We start from the raw sequence: 2305 nt of genomic DNA, 5'->3' as shown, positions 1-2305 counted from the left end.
GTCGTGCCACACTAGTCATTCTGGCTTATCTCCTTATGCAGGTTGGGAACCTACACACAAACCATTAGACACTCTCAATCGGCTCTTCAGCATGCCCGAAAAACATCCGCAGCGTGAAGCAGAAACCCTTCACACCCCCAGCAACCTCACCCACGGAGTTGACAACCTATATAGGAACACCCCCCATAAAAATGAAAACCACACCATGACAATTTTCATTGTGAGCGGATGTGGTGTGTGTACGTATAAGTATACAGATTTGCAACTGGACGACAAGTGGATACATGCAAATCACGTCAAAGACTAAAATGCTGATAGCAATCAGCTTAGATAGCCCTGTTTAGAATGTTTAATCTACGAGAGTGTCGCAAATAGTTTTCAATAATTCTAGTCGAATAAGCCAAGCGTGATGGGCAACATGATCACCTTGTAGTCGGAATCCCCTACGGAAGGCCGTTCTTAATACCGCGAAGCGCGTTAGCAAAGCGGAGGGCCAAAATCGTCTAAATCAGTCGGAGCTGACCCCCGTTTGGTCCGACCTAACGGAACGACTTAGCCGCACGTGGGGTGAACTCAATCGACCAAGCCAGACTCGTCCTCTAAGTCCTGCAACGAGATTGTGTCCAATTCTCCGCGTCGGGCTGCTTCGGCTTCGGCTTCAAGCGCATACACATACTCAAGTTCATCTAGGTAGGAATCTAGGGCCTTGCGAAGATAGAAGGCCCCAGTCCGCCCAGTCCGCGAAGCAAGCGCATCTAGGCGCTCTTTCTGCTTCGCGTTAACGCGCAAACTAATTACTGACTCGCTCATGTAAACATGTTTACAACAAGTAAAGCGATTTGTACACCACCCCGTGAGCACTGTCCGCGCATTGCTGTGGTCACGTCGTACTGCTGACTTCCTGCTCACCCATAGGCACAAATTGAGCGTTTTCTCAGTAGCCAAATCAGGAGATCAGGGAAACCTCGTCCAGTCGCCTTAAAATGACATACCGCTCGGCGTAGCGGCGTCGCAGGTCTGTCAAGAACGCGTTGAAGTCCGCATCCCAGGGCGCTCCCAGCTCCGATGACTTCCCTCTCATGGTCTGCAGCAGCTCGATGCCCATGTCGCGACCAACCTTAGTCAAATCTAGATAAGTTGCGACATCGTCGCGAACGAAGGGAAGAGCCTGCGCCGGGAGGTCATCGAGGAATCGTTGCGCCATTGACTGCTCCATTCCCGCCTTTATGACGGTGCTCCAGGCAAGTTCAGGGTCTTCAAGGCACAAGTGCTGGAGCATGGCCAAATCCCATGGCTTATTCCCCAACAAGCGTTGTATATGCGCCGGAGCTTCCACCTTGTCGGCGGCAACTGCATAGAGTTGCTGAGCGAACGACAGTTCTGGATATGTGTCGAATACACTGCGAGCCACGCGCTCCGAGTGTTCGGGAAAGTGGTCCTTAGCAAGTACAGCCCAACGCGAGGCGATATTTCGGGTTTCCTCCACGGCGCACTCGTTAACCGCCTTCTCGGACCAATCGAAGGCAAGATCATAGCGGCCGATGTCACAAAGGCCGGCAATGATCTCCTCATATCGCGACGCCGCACTTCCCTTGAGACCATGGGTCCGAAGAACGGCTTCAGCACTGCCTTCAAGCACCGCTAGCCGACGCCCCACGTAGCCACCGCCCTGTTGTGACGCATACCACGAGCGGATGCGGGCCACGCCCTCTTCCCCAAGAGCAGGTGCCAAATAGACTGGGTCAAGGTCGATTTCTTCCGCTGGGAGAATCTCGTTCATTCGTATAAACCAATCAGCCAAAGCGCTACCGGAATAACTAGCTCGCTGCGCCGCGGAAGGAACTACCCGCGCCAAGACTTCGCCGGCACCCCTTACGGCATGGGCATAGTCATTGACCCTAGGGATAGTCTTGAGGACCTCTTCTACAGCATCTAGAGCAACAAGCACGATATCGGATGGACCCGGCGGCACGATGCCTGAAAGTTGTGCAGGATCCTCTACTGCCTGTTCTAATAGCTCAGCGGCTTCATATATGCGGTCGCTGTAATACACGCTCCGGGCACCTTTGTACAGATCGGGATCATTAGACCGGACAAGCCCGGTTACCACCTGTGCAAGAGTTCTCATGGGATTCAGTATAGAAAATTCTGGGATCACGAGGAAGAGGAGCAAGGCCACCTGAAAATTGGTAACCTCGCTCCTCTCCATATAATCACTATTTTGTTGTTTTGTTGTTTGGTGTCGGCGGTGACTTACTCTCCCACAACCTCCCGGTTGCAGTACCATCAGCGTGTACAGGCTTAG

3 protein-coding genes are annotated in these 2305 nt (G+C 52.7%); 1 reads left to right on the top strand and 2 read right to left on the bottom strand.

Features of this window, described 5'->3' with window-relative positions:
* The coding region (locus ABRP87_RS11135) for a hypothetical protein (RefSeq protein WP_349868838.1) at positions 1-307 on the top strand (307 nt) is incomplete at its 5' end.
* Positions 308-573: 266 nt separating this feature from the next.
* On the opposite strand, the gene relB is transcribed toward ABRP87_RS11135, so the two are convergent.
* Both relB and ABRP87_RS11125 read right to left on the bottom strand, forming a co-directional pair.
* Positions 574-810: a type II toxin-antitoxin system RelB family antitoxin gene (gene relB / locus ABRP87_RS11130; protein ID WP_349868836.1), complete on the bottom strand. Its 237-nt coding sequence runs from the start codon at positions 808-810 to the stop codon at positions 574-576.
* Positions 811-946: 136 nt separating this feature from the next.
* The coding region (locus ABRP87_RS11125) for a hypothetical protein (RefSeq protein ID WP_349868834.1) at positions 947-2305 on the bottom strand (1359 nt) is incomplete at its 5' end.

Origin of the sequence: Corynebacterium sp. KPL2830 (assembly GCF_040225635.1) — a bacterium.
Taxonomy (GTDB): Bacteria; Actinomycetota; Actinomycetes; order Mycobacteriales; family Mycobacteriaceae; genus Corynebacterium.
Note: the sequence above shows the minus strand (reverse complement) of the source record. Positions and strands in the feature narration are given on the sequence as shown.

What these genes read in the sequence shown, in the direction of transcription:
- relB (WP_349868836.1), bottom strand. Translation starts at nt 810, where the DNA reads ATGAGCGAGTCAGTAATTAGTTTGCGCGTTAACGCGAAGCAGAAAGAG.